Consider the following 17,406-nt stretch of genomic DNA (forward strand, 5'->3'; position numbering starts at 1 on the left):
CTATGCGCAGCCTGATCTACGCCCTCGCTCTGGCGGCCCTGCCCGCATCCGTCGCCGCCCAGCCGGCATCGGCTCCGCGATCCGACGCAGTCTATACCGGGGCCATCACCACCCGCTGGGGCAAGGCCGTGACGCCCGACAATGCCTGGCGCAGCTATCCGCGGCCGCAGTTCCAGCGCAGCGCGTGGCAGAACCTCAACGGCCTGTGGGATTATGCGATCACGCCAGCCGCGGCGCCGCAGCCGGTACGGATGGACGGACAGATCCTCGTCCCCTTCCCGGTCGAATCGCGGCTCTCGCGCGTGGCGCGAAAAGTCACGCCCGAGGACCGTATCTGGTATCGCCGCAGCTTCACCGTGCCCAAGGACTGGGCCGGACAGCATGTGATGCTCAACTTCGGTGCGGTCGACCATGACGCGCGCATCTGGGTGAACGGCGCGATCGTCGGCGCACACCAGGGCGGGTTCGACAGCTTCGGCTTCGACATCACCCCGTTCCTGAAGCCCGGCGCCAACGAACTGGTGGTGCAGGTCGCCGACCCGACTAGCGCCGGCAGCCAGCCGCGCGGCAAGCAGATCCTCGAGCCCGACGGCATCTGGTACACCGCGGTCAGCGGCATCTGGCAGACGGTTTGGCTGGAGCCGGTCCCTGCGCTCCGCATCGACGACATCCGCGCGACGTCGAACATCGATACCGGCAAGGTGGATGTCGACGTAGCGCTCAGCGCCAGCGCGTCGGACACCGATGCGGTGCGGCTCAGCGTCCGTTCGGGCGACAGGACCATCGCGTCGACGATCGTGCGTGCCAATCGCCGGGCCAGCATCGCCGTCCCGGACGCGCATCTCTGGTCGCCCGAGGACCCGTTCCTCTACGATATCGTCGCCGAACTGGTGACCGTGCGTGACCCCTATGCCGGCCGCCCCGAGCGCGATCGTCGCGCCTATGACGCGCGCTTCACCAAGAGCGAGCTCGACACCTACGCTGCCGCCGAGGTGACCGGCGCCCCGCGCGACCGGGTGAAGGCCTATTTCGCGATGCGCAAGATCTCGGTGGGCCCGGGCACGGTTCCCGGCCAGCCGGCGCTGCTGCTCAACAACAAGCCCTATTTCCAGAACGGCGTGCTCGATCAGGGCTGGTGGCCGGACGGGCTGCTCACCCCGCCCAGCGAAGTCGCGATGCGCTACGACCTGGAGTTCCTGAAGCAGGCGGGCTTCAACATGGTCCGCAAGCACATCAAGGTCGAGCCGGCACGCTATTATTACGACGCCGATCACCTGGGCATGTTGATCTGGCAGGACATGCCCTCGGGCGGCGGCGAGGACCAGTTCGTCACCGGCTCCAGCCAGAGCCAGGCGGTGCTCTCGTCCGAGGTGATGGCGCAGCAGCAGGTCGAGCTGTCGCGGATGATCGGCCATCTCCGCGCCTTCCCCTCGATCGTGCTGTGGGTGGTCAACAACGAGGGCTGGGGTCAATACGACTCCGCCACGCTCGCCCGCTTCGTGAAGGGCATGGACCCGAGCCGGCTGGTCAATGCCGACAGCGGCTGGCTCGACGTCGCGGCGGGCGCCTCGGACGTGTTCGACATCCACACCTATGAGGACGTGCCGCACGTCCCCACGCGCCAAAGCGAGCGAGCAATCGTGATCGGCGAATATGGTGGGGTCGGCCAGCCGATCGAGGGCCATCTCTGGCGGAACGACAAGCGCTGGAGCTATCAGGTGACCAACGACTCCGCCGACTATCTTGCCCGCTACCGGCGCAAGTTCGCGGAGATCGTGCGCCAGGCCCGGGTCCACGGCCTCAGCGCTTCGGTCTATACGCAGACGACCGATGTCGAAGGCGAGATCAACGGCCTGCTCACCTATGACCGTGCCGTGGCCAAGGCCCCTGCCGAGGCGTTCGCGACGATGGCCAAGCCGCTATGGGAGACGGATCGCACCGCAGCCGGGCGGGGCAGAAAAGCGCAATAGCCCGCGCGCGGTCGAAGGACGGGCTAGGATGCGTCCGGCGCGGCAAGGGCGACGCGGTACGGCCCGTCCCGCGCCGGGAGGGCCCGCCCCTTCCAGCGCAAGTGCACGCGTCCTTCCGCCACCAGGGCATCGATCGCGGCATGGACCAGCGGCATCGCCCTCGCCATGCATCCCCGGGCGCAATCGCACGCGCCACCTCGCTCGGACACAGCGTTGCCGTCGGGGCTCGGGCTGCCAGCATGGCCAGTGCCATCTCGCGGGCGTTCGGCGTCATGGGTTGCGAGAACGACCGCGTCGCGAGCGCCCTGCCGTCATGGGATCGGGCTTGGCAGGGGGCCGCCATCCCGCCGGAGGCGTGACCTTCTGCTGGCTCGTGCCCAATCCCATCGCGCCGGGCGCTTGCCGCTCCAGTCCGTCGAAGCTCGCCGACTCCACCTCCGCGGCGGTAGCCCCGCCCCGCATCGCATTGATCATGTCCCGGCACCGCCGCGCTTCCTCGAAATCGAGCGCGGCTACTGCTTCTTCCATGCGCTGCTGCAGCGTCTCAATCGTCATGGGCATGCAGCCTCAACGCGCGGCACCGCCTTGCGGATGCGACACCCAGCCTGATCACGACAACGCTCCGGCAAACGTGTGCGATCGTTGACCGAGCCCCACAATATTCAGTCTTCCGCCGCCGATTGTCACACCGCGTCTATATTTCGGACCTAGCTGCATCGACAAGCCCGCTCCGCGCCGCGGCAGGAAGGAAAGCTTGGCATGGGACTTGATCGCAGACGATTTCTTTTGGGCGCATCGGGCGCGGCTGCAACCGAAGCGGTTGCCGCCCCCCGCCTTGCCGGCGCCGGCGCTGCGCGCGGGTCGATCCAGGACATCGAGCATGTCGTGATCTTGATGCAGGAGAACCGCTCGTTCGACCATTATTTCGGCATGTTGCGCGGCGTGCGCGGGTTCGGCGATCCGCGGCCGGTCCTGCTTCCCACCGGCAGGCCGGTCTGGGCGCAGCGCCGCGCGGATTGCGATGGCGGACAGATCGCCTGGCCGTTCCGGCTCGACTATACCGCCAGCAACGCCCGTTGCTTTACCGGGCTGGACCATAGCTGGAAGGACAGCCAGGCGCGCTGGCGCAACTGGGACGTCTGGGCGGAGCAGAAGGGGCCGCTCGCCATGGCGCACCTCACGCGCGAGGACATTCCCTATTATTACGCGCTGGCCGACCAGTTCACCATCTGCGACAGCTATCACTGCTCGCTGCAGGGGCCGACCGGGCCCAATCGGCTCTATCATTTCACCGGCACCAACGGGCTGAGCGTCGGGCAGATCGGCGAATATTGCGTCACCAATGGCGGATCGGATCCCAATCCCGGCGCCGACATGGCCAGGGACGACGCCAGCGCCGGCCTGCCCTGGCGCACCTATGCCGGACGGCTGGAAGAGGCCGGCGTGTCGTGGCGGGTCTATCAGGAGCTCGCCAATTATTCGGACAATCCGCTCGGCTATTTCCAGGAGTTCCGCAAGCTCGACCCTGCCTCGTCACGCTATCGCCGCGGCCGCGCCTTCGTTCCCTGGATCGACGGCGTGGCCCCAGCGGATCCCGAGAAGACCCGCGCGCAGCACCTGATCGCCGCCTTCGCCGCCGATGTTGCCGCCGATCGCCTGCCCGCAGTCTCGTGGATCGTCCCGATGATGGAGATGAGCGAGCATCCGGACGCGCCGGTGCCGTACGGCGAGGTGCTGATCTCCAGCTTGGTGGCGGCGCTTGCGGCCAATCCCAAGGTCTGGGCCAAGACCGCCTTCATACTCAATTATGACGAGAATGACGGCTTTTTCGATCACGTGCCCGCGCCGATGCCCGCGATCGCGCCCCGCTACGGCGCAACCAATGTCGACGTCCGCAGCGAGACCTATCAGGGCGAACCGGTGGGCCTGGGCCCGCGCGTGCCGATGCTGGTCATCTCCCCCTGGACGCGGGGCGGCTGGGTCAATTCGCAGCTTTTCGACCATACCTCGGTGCTGCGCTTCCTCGAGAAGCGCTTCGGGGTGGCGGAGCCGAACATCTCGCCCTGGCGCCGCGCGGTGTGCGGCGACCTGACCTCGATCTTCAATTTCGACGTGCCGCAAAAGGCGCGGCTCGATACGCGCTGGGCTGCGGCGCTGCCCTCCGTTGCGGACTATGTAGAGGAAACGCAGCGCCTGTGCCGCACAGCGCCGCCCCCCAGAATCGCCACGGGCACCGGCGTGCCCGTGCAGGAAGCCGGGACACGACCGGCGCGCGCGCTGCCGTACCGTTTCGACGTGGTGCCGATCTGGTCCGGTACCGGGCTGACGCTGCGCTTCGACAATAGCGGCCCCGACGGGATCGTGTTCGGCGTGCAGGACGAGGCAACCTTTATCGGCTGGCGATACTTCACCGTCGCGGCGAACAGCCGCCTGGAGGAACATTGGCCGATCGCACCCGACCGCCCGCACGCGCTGGTGGTCCGCGGGCCCAATGGTTTCCACCGGGAGTTTCGCGCGGACGGCCGCATCCGCATCCAGCCTCTGCTCACCTGGCACGCAGGGGCAACCGGGGGGACGCTGCTTCTGGTCAACCAAGGTCCGGACCCGATCACGCTTGGTCTGCACTGCGCCCATAGCGATGCGCAGGCACAGGTGGAGATTGGTCCGCATGGACGTGCCGCGCTGCCCGTGCCGCTTGCCGAGCATCGCTGGTACGACCTTTTGCTCCATGCCCCCGGCGGCGCGCGGCTGCGCTTACCGGCCATGTCGAGACCGGCAAGCCGAGCGCGAGCGAGCCCGTCGCCGCCTTTCCCCATTCCGGCTGAGCATGTTGCCTGTCATCAGCTTGTTGTGGAGCACGCCTAGGGCGCTCGCTCGATCGGGGGCGGGCAGATGGAATCGGACGAGGCGGCGGATCAGAGGCTGTGGAGCGGGCGCTTCCTCGCGCTCGCCGCGATGGAGTTCTGGGAGCGCTTCGCCATGTCCGGCATGAAGTCGCTGCTCGTGCTGCTGCTGGTCGATCACGTGCTCGCCGGCGACATCACGCGCATATGGGGGGCGGCAGCGTTGCGCAAGACGAGTGCGGCGCTGTTCGGGCCGGTTTCCGTCACCGGACTGGCGTCGCAGCTTTACGGCTATGCCAATGCGCTGATCTATCTATCGATTCCGCTGGGCGGCCTGGTCGGCGACCTGATCGGCAGCCGGGGCAGGATGGTGGTCGTCGGCGGCGGCCTGATGCTGCTTGGCCTGGTGCTGCTGCTCGATGACCGTAGCTTTCTGCTCGGGCTGGCACCGTTCGCGATCGGCACCGGGCTGCTCAAGGGCAATCTATCGGCGCAGGTCGGACTGTTGTTTGACGACGAGGCACAGCGGCGGCGCGGCTATGCGCTGTACTTGGCAGCGCTGAACGCCGGCATCATCTGCGGTCCACTGGTCTGCGGCGCGCTGGCGATAACTTGGGGGCCATCCTCGGCGATTGGCGCTGCAATGGGGGCCCTGTTCCTGGGGCTCGCGCTCTACGCGCCCAGCGGCAGCGTGCAAGATCGCACAACAAGCATCCCGGCGGCAGGCAGGCGTTCCGCGCGACCCGCGGCAACCGCGGCGCTGCTCGCCGTCGCGCTGACGGCGGTGTATCTCTGCTATGCGGCCTATGACCAGCTGACCAACATCTTCCTGGTCTGGGCGCGCGTACACGTCGACCTGCGCGTCGGCGGCTGGACGATGCCGGTCGCGTGGTTTGCGTCGCTCGACGGCGCCTTCACGCTGACGCTGATCGGGCTGTCGCAGCTGGCGATCCGCCTGCTCGAACGACGTGGGATCGCGATCAGTGCGGTGACGCAGATCCTGCTCGGGGGGCTGTGCTGTGCCGCGGGCTATCTGCTGCTGGCCATTGGGGCTGCGCTTCAGGGCGACGCGGTGCTGCCGCTGCCCTGGGCGCTTGGCTATCTGCTGCTGATCGACACCGCGGTGGTGTTTCTCTGGCCATCCGCGCTCAGCCTCATCACGGCGGTGGCACCCGGCAGGCTCGTCGGTTTCTGGATGGGGCTGTTCTACCTGCACGGCTTCTTTGCAAGCCTGTGGGTCGGTTTCAGCGGCGTCTTCTACGAGCGGATGGCGGCGAGCAGCTTCTGGCTGCTCCACGCCGGGTTGGCCGGAGCGGGGGCGTTGCTGATGCTCGTCGCGGGCCTGCCGCTGCTGCGCGCCATGCGTCGGCAGGCCGCGATCGCCGCCACCTGATCGCGGTCAGGCGATCACGACCTCGGCATGCGCGAACGCGCGGGCGAAGTCCTCGTCCAGCGGCTTGTCGGTCACCAGAATGTCGACGTCGTTCAGCGCCGCGGTCTGCACCAGCGCATAGCGCCCGAACTTGGAAGCATCGGCGGCGAGCAGCACGCGTTGCGAGGTCGCATAGGCGATCTTGCTCATCTCCGCCTCGCCGGGGTGGAAGTCCATCAGTCCGCGATCCAGGCTGATCCCGCCGACCGAGAGGATCGCCAGATGCGGGGTGAGGCCGCGGACATAGGCCTGGGCGCTGTGATCGGAAAAGGCGCGATAGTCATAGTCCATCTGCCCGCCGGCGAGGAACAGCCGGTTGTTGTTGATACCGCCCAGGTCGCTCGCGACGGTGAGCGAATTGGTGATGACGGTCAGCGCACGGCGATCGAGCAGCTGGCGCGCGATGAAGCAGCTGGTCGTACCCGAATCGATGAACACGATACCGCCATCGGGCACCAGATCCGCCGCGGCGCGCGCGATGCGCTGCTTTGCATCGGCATTTTCCTCCATCCGCTGGTGGAGCGGACCTTCGTGCACCTGCGTGGCGATCCGTGCGCCGCCATGTTCGCGGATGATGACGCCCTGGTCCTCCAGCGCGCGGAGCTCCCGGCGGATCGTCTCTTCGGAGACTTCGAGGTCGGTGGCGAGCGCCGCCACCGACAGGGTGCGCCCGCTGCGCAGCCGCGCGATGATCTCGCGCTGGCGATGTGATCTTTTTTCTATCATGCCCTCCATCGCCGTCGTCCCGCTCGGCAGGCGATCCATGCGGGCCGCGCGCGATTTTGCAAGCCGGGATCTGCCGGAGCGGGCGAATGCCCGCCCCGGCGATCTGCCTCAGAAGCCGAGGCGTGCGGTCAGCCGCATCGACCGCGGCGCCTGGTAATTGACCGGCAGGCGATAGTCCGGATTGGCCGACCCATCGCTCTGCTCGCCGAAATTATTGTAGGCGCTCACGGCCTTGCTGTTGAGGATGTTGAAGATGTCCAGCCGCAGCGAGGCATCAACCTTGTAGGGCAGCGGCAGGTGCACCACGGCGCTGACGTCGAACTGGGTGCGCCAGTCGCCGTCGAAGGCGGTGCCGCGCGGGATCAGCTGGCCGCGGCAATAATAGCCATAGCCGTGATAGGTGTTCGCATAGGCATCGACGCTAATCGGCACCGCGCCGATGCAGCTATAATGCGAGGGCGACTGGATCACGGCGTTGGCGCCAAGATCGAGTTCCTCGAACAGTCGGTAGCTGCCAAAGGCCTTGATGCTGTGCCGCCGGTCGTTGGGCAGATAGCCATAGGCGCCGTTGACGAAGCCCGGCGAGTCGAAGTCCGCGGTGCGGTTGATCGCCGCCTGGCCGTTTTCGGAGCGGACGCCGCCCTCGTAATTCCCCTTGTCGAACGCGAGCGTATAGGAGGCCGAGAGGCTCCAGCGCTGGTCGAAGGTACGATCGAAGGTGAGCGTCAGCGCATTGTAGTTCCGGCTCGGCTTGGGATAGCCGAGATCCGCGGCCTTGAGCGTCGCCACCGGGGTCGAGCCGTCGGGCAGCTTGTTGAGCTGGACCGTCACGTCACGGCCGGGATTGGCGATGACGAACTGGCTCCCGCCCGGGAAGGCCGCCTGACAAGCGGTCGCCGAAAAGCCCTTGCCCGCGCAATAGGCGCGCGCGCCGGCGTCGATCGAAATGTCCTCGATCACGTTCTGCAGCTTGCGGTGGGTGAAATAGGCGCCGAGGCGGACATGGTCACCGAACTGGTGTTCGGCACCGAGGATGAACTCATTGTCCGATTGCGGCTGGATGTTGTCGGCGATCGCGCCCGCGGGGTTGAACGCGGAGCCGTCGGCCGAGACTTCGCAGTTCCGCACCTTGGTGTCCGGGCAGGCGGTGGTGTTGACGACGCTGAGGATCGGCGCGCCCTCGACCGGGAGGTTGCCCGCGCCGCTCGTCGCGGAGAAGAAATTATAGCGCGTATAGGTCACCAGGCTGCCCGCGACGTTGAGGTTGATGTCGCCCGCCATCGGCAGATAATATTTGGCATATGAGCCGAAGATCTTGGTATGTCCGTCGCCGCGCGGATCGAACGACGCGCCGAGCCGCGGCGCCCATTGGTTGCCCGATCCGAAGAAGGACTTGCCGTTCACGCCCTGATTGCTGAAGCGATCGTTGCGCAGTCCGAGGTCGAGCCGCAGCCGGTTGTCGAACAGCGACCATTGATCCTGGATATAGAAGGCCTGGTTGCGGACGTGCGCGGTGCCGTTCTGCGCATAGACGCGGGTCGTGTAATAGGGGGTGCCGATCGGCTGGCCGATGCGTGCCGCCGAGTCCGCGGTGACGTTGTAGATCTTGAACGCGCCGCCGCCGATCGTCTCATAGCGTTGGACCTGCGTGTCCTTCTCGTGATCATAGCCGCCACGGACATGGTGCGCGCCGAACAGATGGAACTGCACATCGGCGTCGAACCGGTAGAATGCGCGCTCATTGTCGGTCTGGCTGAACGCGTCGGTGACCTTGTTGAGCCCGATCTGGATGCCCGCGGGATCGGTGCGGTAGTCGGTCACCTGCGGGTTGGTGATGTCGAGCGGCACGTTGCCCGAGCGGAGCTTGTTGACCCCGTACGCACCGGAAAGCGTCAGCCAGGGGGTGAGGGTGCCGGTATAGCGACCGACATAGTTGACCCCGCCCGCGCGCGCATTGGTGCCGCCGGTCTTGGTGCCCAGCGTGAAGGTGGTGCGATCCCAGTTGTAGCTGCGGTTGTGGGTGTCGTTGGTCGTGTCGAAATAAGTGAATTCGAGATGATGGTCACCGGTGATATAGGCATCCACCTTGCCGCCCCAGAAGGGGCTGGTGTTCGACACGCCGGTGGCGTTGTTCTGGTTCGCCTGCGGGGTCATCGAACGCAGGTCGCGGAAATTGTACAGGCCGTAGACGAACAGGTGATCCTTGATGATCGGGCCGCTGGCCTGGAGGATCAACTCCTGCCGGCTCGCCGTGGCGTGGCGGTAATCGGTGGTGCGCGTCGACGGCGCATGGTCGCGCAGGCTGTTGGGCTCCCAGATTCCGGTCACGCTCGCATGATATTGGTTCGAGCCCGACTTAGTGGTGGCGACGACATAGCCGCCCGTCGCGCGGCCAAATTCCGCCGGTGCGCCGCCGGTCTTCACGTCCACCGTCTCGTAAAAGTCGAACGGCACTTCGGTCGGCTGTCCGCCCGAGACGAAGTCGGTGACGTTGAGGCCGTTGATGTAGAAGGCATTCTCGGTGAACGCCGCGCCGGCGATCGACACCTGGCTGGCGAAACCGCCATTGGAGGGGGAGGAGCCCTGGACGGTGCCGGGCGTGAGCAGCATCACGTCGCGCAGCGAACGGCCGATCGGGACTCGCTGGGCAAGCGAGGCGAGGTTGATGCTGCTGCCGACGGTGGTGTCCTGGAAGTCGGCTACGCGGCGCCGTGACCCGATCACGACGATGTCGTTGCCCCCGACCGGCGCGCCAAGCTGAAAGCTGTTGGCGCCCCCGGCCTCGCGGGTCAGCGCGATGCCGCGCTCGACATACGTGTCATAGCCTTGTGCGCTGACGGCAAAGTCATACTTGCCGGGCGACAGCTGCGGAAAGACATAGGCGCCCGATGCATCGGTCATGACGGAGCGGCTGACGCCCCTGTCCGATGAGGTGATCCGAACTTCCGCGCCGGACAACGGGGATCCGTCGGCTGTGGTAACCCGACCCGATCCCGTGATGTTCGTATAGTCCTGCGCGTAGGCAGCGAGGCCGGTGCACGGGATGACCGAAGCGGTTGAACCAAGCATCAATAGCACGCGCATGGCTGCGCGCGACGAACGTCGCGTGTGACGGAGCATCGTACCCCCTGTTATTGGATTCCTGCGGCACAACCGCGTCGTGCTGCGATGCGGGGATCTATGGAGTCAGCGTTTATCTTTTGTGACATTCGGGCATAATATACACATATATATGTACTTGATCGCGTGGGGCATCCGCGGACGACTTTGTGATCTTCAAGCCTGCGAATTGGGCCGCAGCTGTTTGACGCGCTGGACAATGGGCCGCAGGTGCCTGGACTGGCTGGTCAGGCCCCGCCGCCGATTCCGCATTGCGCTTAGACGGCGCGCGCTATCCCGCGTTGCGAAGAGATGCCTCTGGCTTGGTTTTAGTTCGTCGCGTGGGACCACGTCGTCCAGCCCCGCCCACCAACGGACCGCCCCGCCTCCCCTGGTCCGGCCCAGCCACGGCCGTTGATGACTGGATCGCGGCAGGCGCGGTGTCTGGAACTCGAGGGCTCCGACTGCCTTTTCGGTTGAGGATGGCGATCGTTATCGACCTCGGGCCCAAGGCCGGTGCGCGCTCGGGCGCGGCTATCAGTCCCTGGCGATTGTCTTCGTCCGAACGCAAGCAAGCCCCAGCGCGGGTGCGTTGGGGCTTGCTTGAGGGATTGGTTGCGGGGGCAGGACTTTGCCACGCGAAGCAAATATCCTAACGTCTTGATTTTGTTCGTCAAATGTCGCTTGGCTTGACGTCATACCCCCAGCAGCACCCCCAATGTCAAAAACACGGTGAAGCGGCTGATTTTAGCGACGGAGAAGCACCATGGCTGGAGGATTAGCGAGAGCTACTCGGCCACGTCGCAATTTCCTGGCCGCCCGCGCTTTGCGATTGATCGCAGGGCCAGGACTGCCCTGCCAACGAGCAACGGCGAGCCCGATCCAGGGCTCGCCGCCAACCCATCGTCACCAGCGCAGCGCCACGCCGGCCCGACCGCCAAAGCCCTTGGCCTTCGCGCCGCTCACGGCCTCGACCTTGGCGAAGGCTGTCAAGCCGCGGCTGCTGCCGCCCTCGATCCCCGCCTCTATCCGAGCGCGTCCGCGTTCGTTCCGGTCCTCGAAGTGCAGGCTGGTACCGCCTGACCCGAGCGTCGCGCCCGGGCGACCCGACAATTCGCCCTCCCAGGCCGCGCCCAGATAGGGCTTGAGCGACCAGTCGCCGGAGACCGTCTCCACGCCCGCGCGCAGGCCGGCGCGGCCATAGGCCCCGTCCGTCTTGTCGAAGGTGGCGGACATGCCGCTCGCAGCGCCCTGCAGATTGTCGACATCGCCATGCGACACCGCGATGCTCGCCGCCGGTTCGAAGAACAGCGCGCCGGCACGGACATGATAGCCCGCCTCGACCTGGAAGCCATAGCTGGTGCCGTCCACCTTCGGTGCGCCGGCGACGCCGGTCAGCTCATACTTGATCGAGTAGCGATCGACCTTGCCCAGCGCATGGGCAAAAAGGCCGCCCGCCGAGCGATAGCGGAGATAGACGCCCAGAGTGCCGCCGTTCAGCTTCAGCTGGTCGCCGGCCGCGGTCAGGCGACCCTGCTGGCTGAGATAACCGGCGGTGACGCCGACGCTCCAGTCGCCCTGGCCCCAATCGAGGCCGAGCTGGCCGCCTCCCCAGCTGTCCCGCACGTCGAGGTTCGGCGTGAAGACGGTCGGGGTGCCCAGCACGGTTTCGGTATAGACCGGCCGCGAACGGTTGGTCTCCTCGCCGCCATAGAGCTGCCCCCACACCGCCAGGCCCTTGTTGGGCGCAGCGGCGCGCATCTGCTCGCCCCAGGCATCGCCCGAACGGCGCCAGAAGCGACGGGCTTCCGCACCGGTGCGCACCAGCGCGAAGGCCTGGGCAGTCGGCAGGCCGACCAGGTTGATGTTGCCCGCCGCATCGGTGACCAGCTGATACTGGGCGAAGCCCTTGTTGATGCTGCCCCCGTCGAGCACGAACGCGTTCGCGCTGGCCGAGGCGGCATTGACCAGCCGCACGCCGGTGAAGTTGAACTGGGCACCCGCCGCCCCGCTCACGTCACGCACCACCAGCGTGGTGGTGCCCGAAGCAGCGCCGACCCGCAGCAGGTCGGCGGTCTGCGCGGGGGCGCCGTTCACCGCCACGCCGCCGAGATTGGCGTCCAGCACCACCCGCGAACCGGCCGCACTGACGAAGCTCGCGCCGCCCAGGTCGAGCACATCGCCCACCTTGCCGTTGGCAAGGCTGATCGTGCCGCTGTTCTGGAGGCTGGTGAGCCCTGCAAACTGCGTGGCACCGGCGGCGAGGTTAATCGTGCCGCTATTGGCCAGCACCGCATTGCCGCCGAAGTTCGGCGTGCCCGTGACGTTCCAGGTCCCGGCGTTGGTGAACGCCAGGCGGCTGCTGGTCACGGCGAGGCTGCCGTTGATCACGCCGCGATTGACGAGCGTGGCCGCACCGCCGGCAAGGCGGATCGCCATGCCGTTGTCCGCACCAACCGTGCCCGACAGAGTCACCGTCTGGCCCCCCGCCGCGCGCGAGGAGAGGCCGGCGGTCGCGCCCTGCAGCGTGGCGGTGGTGGCCGTCGCGCCCAGGTTGATCGTCGCCGTACCGCCGGTATCAACCGACAGGCCGGCACCGCTCCCCGAACGGGTGGTGCCGCCGTCCGCCAGCGTCGCAGTGACGCTGCCGCTGGTGGAAGTCAGATGGATGGCATCGGCGCTGGCGCTGACGCTGTTTGCCGCCGTCACTGTGATCGCGCCGCTGTCGCTGGCCGCGCCGATCGCGAAGCTGGCGCCCTGCTGGGCGACGAGCGTGCCGCTCTGCACCGTGATCGCGCCGCCGGTGGTGGTGGCGCTGATCGCCTGGGCACCCGCCCCGGCGACGGTGACCGACTGCGCGGCGATGGTCTGCGCGCCGTTGCCGCCGGTGAGGGCGATGCCGTGCGCGGCACTGCCGCTGGTCGTCACGGTCGCGCTGGTCAAGGCGAGCGAACCATTGCCGGTCGCCGTGCCGGCGATGCCGATCGCGTTAGCGCCGGTGGTGGCGATGGTGCCGTTGTTGACCACGCTGCCCGCGCCGTCCGCCACGGTGACGCTGACGCCGGTGGCGTTCGCGCCGCTGGTGGTGACGCCGTTGACCGCCACGGCCTGGGCCGTCGCCACACCTGTGGTAGGCGCACGACCGATCGTCAGCGCAACCGCGCCGGTGCCGACCGCGCTGGCGACCACGCCCGCGCTGCCGTCGCCGGTGGTAGTGACGGCGTTGACCGCCGCCTGCACATTAGCGCCGCCGCTCTGCGCCAGGGCGACGCCCGCGCCGTTGGCACCGGTGAAGCTCACCGTGCCGAGCGTTGCCTGCACGTCGCCGGTCGCGCCGGTGCCGGTAAGCGCGACACCCGCACCACCGGTCGCACCGGTGACGACAACGGTGCCGGCGGTCAGCTGGATCGCGGCGCTGCCGCCGAGCGTGACGCCAACGGCCTGCTGACCGGTCGATTCGGTGGTGACGGTGCCGACGGTCACGTTCTGCGCACCGCTCTGGTTCTGCGTGGCGATGCCCGCCGCATTGCCGGCCGCGCGCACGTCGATCGAGCCTGCGCCGTCCAGCACCAGACCGCTACCGGTGCGCCCGACGACGCCGAAGGCATCAGCGGTGGTGCTGCGCACCGTCAGCGCGGTCGGCAGATGGACGGTGGTGGCCGCCGTCGCCGTGCCGAAATCGATGCCGCGGGCTTCGCCGCCGTTCGAGGTCACCGCAAGGGTGCCGGCGGTCGAGACGGTGGTGCCGCCCAGTGCCTGCACGCCGATCGCGACGCCGGTTGCCGAGACCGTCGCACCCTTGGCGAGTTGCACGGTGGCCGCCGGGCCGCTGCTGGCGATGCCGGTCGCATCGCCGGCGCTGTTCGAAACGGTGAAGTTAGCCGCCGTCAGCGCGGCCGACTGGCCGCCCTGGAGCTGCACGCCCAGCGCGGTGCCACCGCTTGCCGATACGCCGAACGCGCCGCCGAGCTGCACCGTCTGGCTGGTGCCGTCCGCAACGGCAATGCCAGTCGCGCCGCCGGCACCGCCGGTGACGGTGACCGCACCAAGCGTGGCGCGAACCGCATCCGACGCCCCCGACTGGCCGAGACCGAGAACAGTGCCATCCGTTGCCGTGACGGCAAGCGCACCGCCAAGCTGGACCGTCTGGGTGGTGCCCCCCGCAACCGTGAGGCCGGTCGCGCCGCTCGCGCCGCCGCCGACGGTGATCGCGCCCGTCACGCCGATGCTGACCGCACCCGACGCGCCGGACTGGCTGAGACCGACGACCGTGCCGTTGGAGGCCGTGACGCCCAGCGTGCTGCCCAGCTGCACGGCCTGGGTGGTGCCGCCTGCGACCGCGACGCCCGTCGCCCCGCCCGCGCCGCCGCCGACCGAGACTGCGCCGGTCACGCCGGCGCTGACCGCACCCGACGCGCCGGACTGGCCGAGACCGAGCACCGCGCCATCGGTCGCCGCGACGGCAAGCGTGCTGCCAAGCTGCACGGCCTGGGTGGAACCGCCCGCGACCGTGACGCCGCTCGCGCCACCGCCACCGCCATTGACGGTGGTTGCGCCGGCAACGCTGGTGCTGACGGCGCCCGACGCGCCGGACTGGCTAAGGCCGGTCACGTTACCATTGGCTGCGGTGACGGAGAGCACGCCGCCGAGCTGCACTGCCTGGCTGCTGCCATTCGCCACCGCAACGCCGCGCACCGTGCCGGTGCCGCCGCTGACGCTGACGGTGAGATCGCCGGTCACGCCGGTGCCAACGGCGCCCGACGCACCCGACTGGCTGAGGCCGGTCACGCTGCCGCTGGTCGCCGTCACCGAGACCGTGCTGCCGAACTGGGCCGTCTGGCTGGTGCCGCCGGCGATGGCGATGCCGGTGGCGCCGCTCGCGCCGCCTTCAACCGTCACCGCGCCGGTGACGCCGGTGGCGATCGTATCGGTGCCGCCGGCCTGGGTAAGACCGATGACGCTGCCGTCGCTCGCCCTCACCGAAAGCGTGTTGCCAAGCTGGACTGACTGGGAAGTGCCGCCGGCCATGTCGACGCCGATGGCGCCGCCATTGCCGCCCTGCACCGCGAAGGTGCCGGCGACGGCAGTGGAAAGTGCGCCGCCGCCGGTGCGATGGCGCACGCCGACCACCGGCGAGTCCGTCGCTGCAACGGCAAGGTTACCGCCCACCTGGACCGTCTGGGTCGAGCCGTCGGCCAGCGTGATCGCGGTTGCCCCGCCGGCGCCGCCAGTGATCGAGACACCGCCGCTCACGATCGTCGAGACTGCGCCCGTGCTGCCGGCCTGTTGCACGCCGATGACCGAACCGGCCCCGGTCACCTGCAGCGCCGTCGCGAAGTTCGCCGCCTGGCTGGTGCCACCGGAGAAAGCCGCGCCGCTGGCATTGCCCGCGCTGCTGCTCACCACGAAATCCTGCGCCGCACCAAGGCCGAGCGCGCCCGTGCCGGTGAGGCTGGCGCCGGTCGCGCCGGTGCTGCCCTGCACGTCGATGCCTCGGGCGAGCGAGACCGTCTCCGCCGCTCCTGCACCGATCGAAATGCCGGTCGCGCTGCCGGCTCCGTTACGCACGCTCAGCACGTCGCGCGCGGTGAGCTGTACGTCGCTTGCCGCGCGGCTGCTTGCAACGCCACTAGCCGTTCCGCCATTGGCGCGGACGGTGATCGCCGCCGCCGCATCCATCGTCTGGGTGGTGCCTTCGCCGAGCGCCACGCCGGTCACGCCGCCGGTGCCGCCATCGACGCTGAGCGCGCCTGCGCTGGTGAGGCGCACTGCGCCGCTGCTGCCGGTCATCGTTGCGCCGGTAGCGCCGATGCCGGTCACGGTGGCGCCCTTGGCGAGCGACACGGTCTGGCTGGAACCATTTTGCAGGGACACGCCGGTCGCGCTGCCGGCGGTGTTGGCGACGTTGAGGCTATCGCCCAGCGTCACCGATTGCGCGCCGCTCGCCGCCGATACCCCCACGCCCAGCGCGTTGCTGCCGGCGGCGTTGACGGCGATCGCCGCGCCGTTGCCGGTGGTCGCATTCGCGGCCGTCACGATCGTCACGTCGGTGCCGTTCGCCACGCGAATGCCGCTGGCGTCCGCGCCGGTGGTGGTCGCAGTCAGCGATGCGCCAGTAAAATTGACCGACGCCGCGCCCGTCCCGCCGGACAGCGCCACGCCTTGGGCGGTGCTGGTGGCGCTGACGCTGAGGTCGCCCTTGAAGATAGTCCCGCCGATCACGGCATCGGCAAAGGTGACGCTCTGGGCGGTACCACCGGTGATCCCCACGCCCTGGCCGACGCCCGCGGTGCCGGTAACCTGCTGGACGAAGCCGCTGTTCTGCACGTTCACTGCGCCGGTGGCGTTGGCGACGTAGAATCCTGCCGCACTGCTGCCGCTCACGCTCATGCCGCCGGTCGCGCCGGTACGCTGGGCGGTCAACGCGACGCTGCTGCCCTGCAGCACGGCCATGCCGGCGGCGATGCCGCTTGCGCTCACGCTCAACGTGCCGTTGTTGGTCGCCGTCACCGCTCCGGCGGTACCGCTCGCTCCGACCAGGAAGCCGGTGGCGCTGCCGTTCTGGCTGCTGACGTTGATCGTGCCGGTGTTGCTGATCGACACCGCACCGGTGCTGCTGGCGCTGCCCATGCCGACCAGGTTGGTCGCGCCGCGCAGCGTCACCGTGCCGGTGTTGGCGAGCGTCATCGTGCCGCCCGCCGCGTGGGTTTCGCCGGCGATGCCGTAGATGGTGCTGCTCGCCGTGCCGCCGGTCGCGCTGGTCGCGGTGATCGCGCCGTTGTTGGTCGCGCTCGCCGAGCCGCCGCGCGCCAGCAGGCCGGCGCTGTTGCCGCTGAGGTTGGTCTGGGTGAGCGTGACCGTGGCGTCGCTCTGGTTGCGCACCGAGCCGAGGCCGCTGCCGCCGGTGAGGTCGGCATTCGCGACCAGCCCGTTCAGGCCGGCGGAGAGGATGCCGTGGCTGTCGACGCTCGCGAGGCCGGTACCGGTCGCCGTCGACGACAGGCCGGTGGTGCCGGCGGTGAAGCGCGATCCGGTGCGCGCGGTGATCAGCGCCGCCTGGTTCGTCGAGCCGATGACGCTCACCGCGGTACCGCCGTTCGTCGCGTTGACGATCAGCGTGCCGTACAGGTCCAGCCGCAGGCCGGCCGGCGTCGCGTAGCTTGCCTGGTTATAGGTGATGCCGTTCGGGTAGCGGCCCGGATCGGACACGCACGAGACGATGTTCGGATCCGACGAGACGTCGGGATTGCCGCACTCGCCATCGGCCAGCGCCGCGCCGGGGGTGGCGAGGATGAAAGCCAGCGCCGATGCGCCGACCAGGAGCGTCGTCTTCACT

At 68.4% G+C, this 17,406-nt stretch carries 8 protein-coding genes; 3 read left to right on the plus strand and 5 right to left on the minus strand.

Annotation, left to right across the window (positions count from 1 at the left end; translation table 11 throughout):
- Positions 1-2 precede the first annotated feature (2 nt).
- On the plus strand, positions 3-1,970 hold the full coding sequence (locus RT655_RS17725) for a glycoside hydrolase family 2 protein (RefSeq protein ID WP_313539381.1): 1,968 nt from the start codon (positions 3-5) through the stop codon (positions 1,968-1,970).
- Here RT655_RS17725 and RT655_RS17730 read toward each other — a convergent pair.
- Together RT655_RS17730 and RT655_RS17735 are read right to left on the minus strand one after the other, a co-directional pair.
- Positions 1,858-2,313 (minus strand): DUF3253 domain-containing protein, encoded by a 456-nt coding sequence (locus RT655_RS17730; protein ID WP_313539384.1) that lies wholly within the window; start codon positions 2,311-2,313, stop codon positions 1,858-1,860. The genes RT655_RS17725 and RT655_RS17730 overlap by 113 nt on opposite strands.
- On the minus strand, positions 2,241-2,531 hold the full coding sequence (locus tag RT655_RS17735) for a UvrB/UvrC motif-containing protein (protein WP_313539387.1): 291 nt from the start codon (positions 2,529-2,531) through the stop codon (positions 2,241-2,243). The genes RT655_RS17730 and RT655_RS17735 overlap by 73 nt, the downstream gene beginning before the upstream one ends.
- Positions 2,532-2,729: 198 nt before the next feature.
- Here RT655_RS17735 and RT655_RS17740 point away from each other — a divergent pair, with 198 nt between their 5' ends.
- The gene (locus RT655_RS17740; protein ID WP_313539390.1) at positions 2,730-4,835 is read left to right on the plus strand and encodes a phosphocholine-specific phospholipase C; all 2,106 of its coding nucleotides are present in this window, start codon (positions 2,730-2,732) and stop codon (positions 4,833-4,835) included.
- 27 nt (positions 4,836-4,862) lie between these two features.
- The gene (locus RT655_RS17745) at positions 4,863-6,206 is read left to right on the plus strand and encodes an MFS transporter (RefSeq protein ID WP_313539393.1); all 1,344 of its coding nucleotides are present in this window, start codon (positions 4,863-4,865) and stop codon (positions 6,204-6,206) included.
- Positions 6,207-6,212: 6 nt separating this feature from the next.
- On the opposite strand, the gene RT655_RS17750 is transcribed toward RT655_RS17745, so the two are convergent.
- The 3 genes from RT655_RS17750 to RT655_RS17760 all read right to left on the minus strand — a co-directional run bounded on the left by RT655_RS17750 (position 6,213) and on the right by RT655_RS17760 (position 17,405).
- Positions 6,213-7,010 carry a DeoR/GlpR family DNA-binding transcription regulator gene (locus RT655_RS17750; RefSeq protein ID WP_313539396.1) on the minus strand — a complete coding sequence of 266 codons (798 nt, stop codon included), beginning with the start codon at positions 7,008-7,010 and terminating at the stop codon, positions 6,213-6,215.
- Positions 7,011-7,079: 69 nt separating this feature from the next.
- Positions 7,080-10,091 (minus strand): TonB-dependent receptor, encoded by a 3,012-nt coding sequence (locus RT655_RS17755; protein ID WP_313539399.1) that lies wholly within the window; start codon positions 10,089-10,091, stop codon positions 7,080-7,082.
- Between the two features lie 885 nt (positions 10,092-10,976).
- A complete protein-coding gene (locus tag RT655_RS17760; RefSeq protein WP_313539402.1) occupies positions 10,977-17,405 on the minus strand; it encodes a hypothetical protein in 6,429 nt (2,142 codons plus the stop codon).
- Position 17,406 lies beyond the last annotated feature (1 nt).

The organism is Sphingomonas sp. (assembly GCF_032114135.1).
Taxonomy (GTDB): Bacteria; Pseudomonadota; Alphaproteobacteria; order Sphingomonadales; family Sphingomonadaceae; genus Sphingomonas.

Excerpts from the sequence above, each read along its gene's own strand:
- RT655_RS17735 (WP_313539387.1), bottom strand. The coding sequence starts at position 2,531 with ATGCCCATGACGATTGAGACGCTGCAGCAGCGCATGGAAGAAGCAGTA.
- RT655_RS17725 (WP_313539381.1), top strand. The coding sequence starts at position 3 with ATGCGCAGCCTGATCTACGCCCTCGCTCTGGCGGCCCTGCCCGCATCC.
- RT655_RS17750 (WP_313539396.1), bottom strand. The coding sequence starts at position 7,010 with ATGGATCGCCTGCCGAGCGGGACGACGGCGATGGAGGGCATGATAGAA.
- RT655_RS17755 (WP_313539399.1), bottom strand. The coding sequence starts at position 10,091 with ATGCTCCGTCACACGCGACGTTCGTCGCGCGCAGCCATGCGCGTGCTA.
- RT655_RS17740 (WP_313539390.1), top strand. The coding sequence starts at position 2,730 with ATGGGACTTGATCGCAGACGATTTCTTTTGGGCGCATCGGGCGCGGCT.
- RT655_RS17730 (WP_313539384.1), bottom strand. The coding sequence starts at position 2,313 with ATGGCGGCCCCCTGCCAAGCCCGATCCCATGACGGCAGGGCGCTCGCG.
- RT655_RS17745 (WP_313539393.1), top strand. The coding sequence starts at position 4,863 with ATGGAATCGGACGAGGCGGCGGATCAGAGGCTGTGGAGCGGGCGCTTC.